Source organism: Spirosoma validum (assembly GCF_014699035.1).
Taxonomy (GTDB): domain Bacteria; phylum Bacteroidota; class Bacteroidia; order Cytophagales; family Spirosomataceae; genus Spirosoma; species Spirosoma validum.
On sequence record NZ_JACXAA010000021.1, the window covers coordinates 70,160 to 77,972 of the forward strand.

Annotated in this window: 6 protein-coding genes; 4 read left to right on the forward strand and 2 right to left on the reverse strand. The window is 53.8% G+C overall.

Annotation, left to right across the window (positions count from 1 at the left end):
* Positions 1 to 195 precede the first annotated feature (195 nt).
* Positions 196 to 615 carry a hypothetical protein gene (locus IC230_RS31350; protein WP_191043028.1) on the forward strand — a complete coding sequence of 140 codons (420 nt, stop codon included), beginning with the start codon at positions 196 to 198 and terminating at the stop codon, positions 613 to 615.
* Positions 616 to 891: 276 nt separating this feature from the next.
* On the forward strand, positions 892 to 1,497 hold the full coding sequence (locus IC230_RS31355) for an OmpH family outer membrane protein (protein WP_191043029.1): 606 nt from the start codon (positions 892 to 894) through the stop codon (positions 1,495 to 1,497).
* 65 nt (positions 1,498 to 1,562) lie between these two features.
* Here IC230_RS31355 and IC230_RS31360 read toward each other — a convergent pair whose 3' ends face one another.
* Entirely contained in the window at positions 1,563 to 2,411 is an 849-nt protein-coding gene (locus IC230_RS31360) for a hypothetical protein (RefSeq protein ID WP_191043030.1), read from the reverse strand.
* A 472-nt stretch (positions 2,412 to 2,883) separates the two neighbouring features.
* Here IC230_RS31360 and IC230_RS31365 point away from each other — a divergent pair, with 472 nt between their 5' ends.
* Positions 2,884 to 6,438 carry an RCC1 domain-containing protein gene (locus IC230_RS31365; protein ID WP_191043031.1) on the forward strand — a complete coding sequence of 1,185 codons (3,555 nt, stop codon included), beginning with the start codon at positions 2,884 to 2,886 and terminating at the stop codon, positions 6,436 to 6,438.
* A 291-nt stretch (positions 6,439 to 6,729) separates the two neighbouring features.
* Positions 6,730 to 7,554 (forward strand): Fic family protein, encoded by an 825-nt coding sequence (locus IC230_RS31370; protein WP_191043032.1) that lies wholly within the window; start codon positions 6,730 to 6,732, stop codon positions 7,552 to 7,554.
* Here IC230_RS31370 and IC230_RS34295 read toward each other — a convergent pair.
* Positions 7,551 to 7,813 (reverse strand): hypothetical protein (locus tag IC230_RS34295; protein ID WP_223860977.1); only part of this gene is annotated, 263 nt, incomplete at its 5' end. The genes IC230_RS31370 and IC230_RS34295 overlap by 4 nt on opposite strands.

Below are 7,813 nucleotides of genomic sequence, written 5' to 3' on the forward strand. Positions count from 1 at the left end.
AATCCCCTTCCATAATCTCAAAATACCATCCAATCTGAGACAAAGAGCGATTTGAGTGCCTGTAATTCGGTCGTTTTATAAGCAAGTAGTTAGACCTAAGTTTCGTGCTTTAGGTATCTATCATATAAGAAATCAAATAATAGAAAAACGTACGCTTCACGTTGGTCACTAAAGTTGATTGCGCTAAATCTTGATATGAAAAGTAGTATAATCTTTGTATGCTTAATCACCCTTTCAGGGTTATCAGCATTCGGTCGATCAACGACCTTTAGTAATAAGCCCGATTCGATTCCCTCTCAACAACGCTATCCCTTTAAGCTGGCGTCGGATACGGGCCCCAGGCAACAGCAGTGGGCGACTGAATTTTTCTATCCATCTAAGAGTCCATCCGGTAATGAAATCCGTCTACCTCTCGGGGTTAATCAAACGACCGTTCGACTCAGTTTAGGAGATCGAGTGCTGTCAGTCGATGAGGATTACGTGTTCATTCCTAACGCCAATCGAATTCGAGTGTTGGATGAAGAGGCCCTGACCGCACAGTATCCGATAAGGATCACTTATCAAGGAATAGCTAACCCAGTCAACAAACTGCTTAATTTAGGATATAAGCCATAGGGCATCCTAAACCATTAGCCGTTGCAAAAGTCGAGACGACTATGATCTAACTAGTAAAATCAGCAATTTTTAGTCGTTCATTGGCTGGTAAAGAGCTACTCATTGATAGCTGTTTGCTGTTCCCTGGACGTTTGCGACCGCGGGACCATAGCCACAGCATTTGTATCACAGCGGTAGTCTTGTTATTAAATGTTAAATCGTACCACCCCATCTGGGTTTTCCTTACTTTGCTCGTTCAAACCACAAAACTTAGTATTCAGTCATAAGCGGGTGTCAATGAAAAAAATAATACGTCTTAGTTTACAGGCTAGCGTTCTCCTAATGACTTGCTTAACGTTACAAGCTCAATCCGAACGAGTAGGGTTTGTTCGAATCGATTATATTGTTTCCCAAATGCCCGCGTCGAAGCAGGTGGAGAGTCAGTTAAATGTTCAACAAACACAAGCGGAAACTGAACTAAAACGGTTGCAAAAGGAATTTGATGAGAAATATGCCAGCTATCAAAAGACCGGTGCTCAATTGAGTGAAAGCGTTCGAAAAGATCGAGAAACTGAACTACAGAATCTACAGACCCGTATCCAGGAATTTAGTCGGTCGGCTCAGGAATCGTTGCAGAAAAAGTACGGCCAACTAATGAGTCCGGTGTTAAGCAAAGTTCAACTGGCCATTGACAGCGTAGCGAAACAAAACGGTTATCGTTTTATTCTGAACTCACCTTCCAACGGTTCTTCTAACATTCTGTATGCCTCGGAAGAAAACAATATTACTGATTTGGTGATCAAACGCTTAGGGATCACACCAGTACCATCAGAACCAGCGTCAGCGACATCAACGAAGAGCCCTTTGCTCCCTAAAAGTACTGTCCCTACCAAGAAAAAGTAGACGGTTAAGTTAGTGTCTTGCAAAAACGCTCCCTTGTGAAACACTAGCTCGTTCCTTGAGCCGGTTTATTGAATCGTGCTAACATTGCGATTAGCTAAGTTCAACAAATTAAGCGCCATCAGATAGGGCATGATGAAGGGGAAAGCTGGGATGGACACTAGGTACGTCACAATTTCTAATGGGCCAACCGAAAAGGAGGGGAGCACACTCAATAAAGTGCCGACTAGACTGAATACCACATAAAGACGACAAGCCGTTGACGTCAACCAGCCAACTGATTCTAAGGCTAACCCAAAAGCAGCCGTAGCTAAATACAAAAGAGCTACCTCCACGCCACTGATCCAAGTAAAAAGCGCGCGCATAGACAAGTACCAATCGGGCCTTTTGGCCACCGAAGCCGCCGAAAAGTTGGTGAACGATTCGACTAAAAAGCTTCCCCAATAGGCCATGTTGGCAATAAATAAAGGCATGGCGATGCCCAGCGCTAGTAAACCAAGTAACCAGTATTGCTTCTCCCCACTCTGGCGGAGTTTGTTTGCCAGCAAGGCCAGCCCAACAGTAATCAGCATCCCCCCTATGATCAGCAGAGCATAGCGGACCTGTTGTTCGGTAGCGGTCTCGACCCATTCTGGTATGGAAGTAGGCGGAGGTCCCATTCCCGCAAAAACAGTAAACCCGATCCAGGGAATGATGACCAACAGGGCAATGGTGCCGAGTTGTCTTTGCTCAGGGTCGGGATTGGTGAAGCAGTTCTTTCCCAGGCTCCAAACGGCGAATGCCATCAGGAGGGCATGGGCCATCCAGATGGGTAGATAGAGTTGTGGTTTGCTGTGGCCGATTCCGAACGCCAGGCCAGCCGCTAAAAAAGGAACTAGGGTAAGGTAGAACCGGCTGAGTGCTTGTGGGTTGATCATCAGGAAATGGGGTGGCAAAATCAGTTTCTTGAGGTAGCCAATCTACGCATTACTCGGCAAACTACGATAAACGACGTTTTCTCATATAAATGCTCCCTCTTGAGATAAAGAAACGTTCATGTGTTTGCTTTAAAAATGGGGCGCTTAATTGGGCAGCTCGTTTTAATAACTGTCAACTACTATCCGTAGCATACGCCCAGCTACCTCGGCCAAGTCTTGACCAATACATTCGCCCGCTCCCACAGTCAGAAGCGGGATTTGTCCAAAATATAACCGCTTTTGCCCCCGGGTGGGACAATTATCCGAATATTTGGGTGAAATCTCCGAGTCACTCCCTGACTAAATTCCTACTCTTGCCCCGGCAATCAAAGGAGCCTTTGGCTTCGATACGCCCCGGCCATCCGCCGGTCTTCCGGGCTGTCCGCTCCGTCCACTAACGGGGGCGATCTCAATCAATTTGTTTACCCAATCGATGAACCCACGAGTACGTCTGGCTCCGTTTTTGCCCTGGTCGTTTAACCGGCTTCGTTACACCTGCCTGCTGATGCTGGTTTGTGTCCATACTACTGTAGCCCAAACCCCCACCATCCGCTCCCTCAAAGCAGGCGGTACGGGCAACGGCAACGCGTGGGTCAGTTGGCTGCGTCACGCCCTGCTGGGGCTGGGGCTTTGCCTACTGGCGTTTGCGACCTCCGCCCAAACCAGCCGGAGCAATACTAAATCCAGCCATGCCTACCGAGGCAACTACCAGCGAGTAGCCACCGGCCCATTCAGCTCCAGCACCTTCGAAATCCGCGACGGGGCGCTATGGGCCTGGGGTGATAACAGCTCCGGGCAGTTGGGCAATGGGACGACTTCCGGCGGCTACCCCAACCCGATACGAATCGGCACGGGGACCAACTGGGTTAGTATCGCGGCCGGCGCTTCTTACACCCTGGGTCTGCAAAGTGACGGCAGTCTGTGGGCCTGGGGCGCTAATTTCGTTGGGCAGTTAGGTGATGGCACCACCACCGACCGCACCGCCCCAGTGCGCATTGGATCGGCCACCAACTGGGTGAGTATCGCGGCAGGAAACGGGCATACGATCGGCTTGCAAAGCGACGGCAGTCTATGGGCCTGGGGCTATAACAACAACGGCCAGTTGGGCGATGGCACGTATACTACCCGCACCGCCCCCGGGCGCATCGGCACGGGGACCAACTGGGTGAGTATTGCGGCGGGAGGGTTTCATAGCGTGGCCCTGCAAAGCAACGGCAGCCTGTGGGCCTGGGGATGGAATGTTAGAGGGCAGTTGGGTGATGATACCGCGACCGAACGCACCAGCCCCCTACGCATTGGTACCGCTAACAACTGGGTGCGTATCGCAGCGGGAAATCTGCACACCGTAGGCCTGCAAAGCGACGGGAGTCTGTGGGCCTGGGGCGACAATGACTTTGGGGAATTGGGCGATGGGACCACTACCACCCGATTCATTCCCCTACGCATCGGCACGGGAACCAGTTGGGTCAGTATCGCAACGGGGACTGCCCACACGGCGGGTCTACAAAGTGATGGTAGTCTATGGATCTGGGGAGACAATCGGCATGGGCAGTTAGGCGATGGCTCTACCACCAATCGCACCAGCCCTGGGCGCCTTGGCACGGGGACCAACTGGGTGAGTATCGCGGCAGGATCGTTTTATATGGTAGGCTTGCAAAGCGACGGAACACTCTGGGCCTGGGGCGAGAATGACGACGGTCAGTTGGGGGATGGCACCGGCATTACGCCCCGTCCTATCCCCCAGCGCACCAGCAGTCCGCTGCTCAACTGGGTGAGTGTGGCCGTGGGCGGGTCTACCTCCGCCGGCTTGCAAAGCGACGGCAGTCTTTGGGCCTGGGGTTATAATCAATTAGGCGCTCTGGGCGATGGGACCACCACCAATCGAACCAGACCAGTACGCACGGGAACGGCTAATAACTGGGTTAGCGTGGTTGGGGGAGCGTACCATACCGTTGGGCTACAAAGTAACGGAAGTCTGTGGGCCTGGGGCTATAACACCAGTGGGCAGCTGGGTGATGGCACCACCACCAATAAAACCAGCCCCGGGCGCATCGGCACGGGGACCAACTGGGTCAGTGTCGCGGCGGGTTTCAGCCATACGGTAGGCCTGCAAAGTGATGGGGGGCTGGTTGCCTGGGGTGATAACACGTATGGGCAGTTAGGGGAAGGCTCCACTACCAACCGCAGCTTTCCGGCGCGCATTGGCACGGCCACCAATTGGGTGAGTATCGCGGCGGGAGGGAATCACACGGTGGGGTTGCAAAGCGACGGGACACTCTGGGCCTGGGGCAACAATCTCTATGGGCAGTTAGGCGATGGCACCACCACTGACCAGAAAAGCCCTAAACGCATTGGCACGGCCACTAACTGGATTAGTATCGAAGCGGGGTTGTACCACACGGTAGGCCTGCAAAGTGATGGTAGCTTGTGGGCCTGGGGAAGAAACGACTCGGGCCAGTTGGGGGATGGCACCCTCACCCAGCGCACTGCCCCCGTACGCATCGGCACGGCTACCAACTGGATCCGTATCGCTACGGGCAGTTTTCACACGGTAGGTTTGCAAAGCAACGGGAGTTTGTGGGCCTGGGGTGATAACAACGATGGCCAGCTGGGGGATGGGACCACTTCCAGGCGCACCAGCCCGGTTGCCATTGCCACTACCTCGCCCATCGTCAGTCTGTTTCGCGCGTCCACGGCCAGGCATTCGCTGGTCATCGGCTCGACCCGCCAAACGCTTTGTGTGACGGGCGACAATGCATATGGTCAGCTCGGCAACGGGACCACGACTGACCAGAATAGCTACCAATGTAGCCTGGGTGTCCAGACCCAACCGGTGCAAACGACGCTCACCGCTATGGCCAGTCCCACGGCCGTTTGCGCGGGCAGTTCGGTCGCCCTGTCGGTTTCAGCCACGGGGGGAACGGCCCCCTTTAGCTACACCTGGAGCGCTCCGGCCGGCACGACGCTGTCGGCCACCAGCACCAGCGCGGTGTCGGCCACGGCCACCAGCTCGGGCGTCCAGACCTTTACCGCGACGGTGGCCGGAGTGGGCGGTTCGCCTGCCAGCACCACGATTAGTGTGATGGTCAACCCCCTCCCCCTGGCTACGCTCAGCCCATCGAGCGGCACGCTCACCTGTGCCCAAGCCAGCCTGACGCTGACCGCCGGGGGCGGCTCGGCCTACACCTTCAGTGCGGGGGCTACCCCACTTGGCAGCCCCAATCAGGCCGTAGTAACAACGGCGGGCACCTACACGGTGACAGTGACAGGAAGCGCTGGCTGTAGGGCTACCGCTACCAGCAGCATTAGCTTCAACAGCACCTTTGCCGCCAATGCTGGCGCTTCGTCGACTACGGCCCTAGTAGGCAGTGGTCTGAGCCTATCGGCCACTGGTGGCAGCAGTTATCAGTGGCTGCCCCCCCCCGGCACCCGGCTCAGCTCGCCAGCCACCACCTCCCTGGTGTCAGCCACCCTGACCAGCAGCGGTCCCCAGGTCTTTACCGTCGTGGTCAGCCAGGGCAGTTGCAGTCAACGCCTGACGGTGGAAGTCAGTGGGATCCAACTAGCCGATCTGACGCCGGTGCTCTACGCCCGGCCCACCACCGCCTATGGCCCGACCGATATCACGGTTGTAGTGGATGTGGTGGAGCTAAACGGGGTGGCCACCAGCGGCAGTGTGACGCTCAAGCTGACCAAAGACGCTAAAGTTACTCTGAGCTGGCCCCAAAATGCCAGCTTGGTCGGGGGGCGAGCGGTGAAAAATGATGTCTGGACGTTTAGCGATTCGGACCCCAACTACTATGTACTGACGAGCAATCAAGTGATCGAGGCTGGGGATAAACTCTCGGTTGGTCTGACGGGGGTGTTGCGTCCGGGAGCGACCACGGGGATGCTCAACCTGAGTGTGCTGGTGCTGCCCAGCGGCATGGCCGAAGCGCGCGCCACCAACAACGCCGATGCTGACAAGATCGAGTATTTTCAGCAGTAAAGAATGCAGGTCAATACGGGTTAGCAACCGAGTTAGGACGAAATCTCAACCGGTTGCTAACCCTATTCCGTTACACTATACCTTCTCACAAAAGGCTCCCATCTGAGACGAGTTGGCGTTTATATAGAGCCGCATGGTTTTATTGAGTACGTTCTGGAGCTAGCACCAAACGGTAACGGCATTTTCGGAGCAGTACATGGCTAGATCCCAAATGTAGGTAGCTTCGTAGGCCGGTCGCGCCACGAGTCGTTGTCCTTTGTATCTTTTTATCCCATTGCTCGACTGCTCACCATGGCTCAAACCTCCCCCTCTACCGCCCCAACATTGCCTGAACTGATTCAGCGATACCAGGCCCTCACCACCGGGGTAATCAACTTCGAGTTGTATAACCAAATGGTGCACACCCACCATTCGACCGCCATCGAGGGCTCGACTCTGACACTGCTGGAGACCCAGACCTTGTTAGAAAAAGGGCTTACGGCGGGGGACAAGCCACTGGAACACCACTTGATGGTCGTTGATCATCAGACCGCTCAACAACTAGTCCTTGACTGGGCCATCCAACACGAGCCCCTGAACCGGGATCGGCTACAGGCCATTGCCGCAGCGGTCATGCGCCAGACGGGCGGTCCGACCAACACCCTGTCGGGCACGTTTGATTCGAGGCTAGGACAATTCCGAACAGTCAGTGCTATGGCTGGTAGCCGCATGTTTTTGGATGCCAAGAAGGTGCCAGCGGCCGTTGATACCTTGCTCAAAGAGATGAATACGTTGTTGCCCGCGGCCAAAACGGTTCGGCAGATTTATGATCTTTCATTCCAAGTGCACTTTCAGTTGGTCAGTATTCATCCCTTTGGCGATGGCAATGGGCGCACTTCTCGGTTGCTGATGAATTACGTTCAGCAGTACCATGGCCTTCCCTTGAGCTTAGTGTATGCCCAAGATCGGACGGCTTATATTGCTGCCCTAGAGGAGTCGCGTCGACAGGAAACGATTAAGCCGATGTCAGATTTTATGTACGGTCAGCTCACCCAGTTTCTTACCCAGGAGATTGCCCGATTAAGTACACCCCAAATGCCCAATATAGGTAATATATTGAAAAACAAGGGGGGCTAACTATACTTTTTTAATGGGTGAGTAACCACCGAGATATTATAGTAAAGATTAAAGTTTTGGCCATACTGCCGTTCAATTGTCTGCTTCAAAAATGGGGCGTTAATTGAGTCGAAACAGTATACTCTTGACAACCTGTAAACTGTAGCCCAGTTTGGGCTTTGACAGCTTGAATAAGCAGTGTTTTCGGCTACAACAAAGTCAAAACCGGCTACAACAGTTCTTGCCTTACTGGTGACTTTTGCATTAACAAAATCATCTT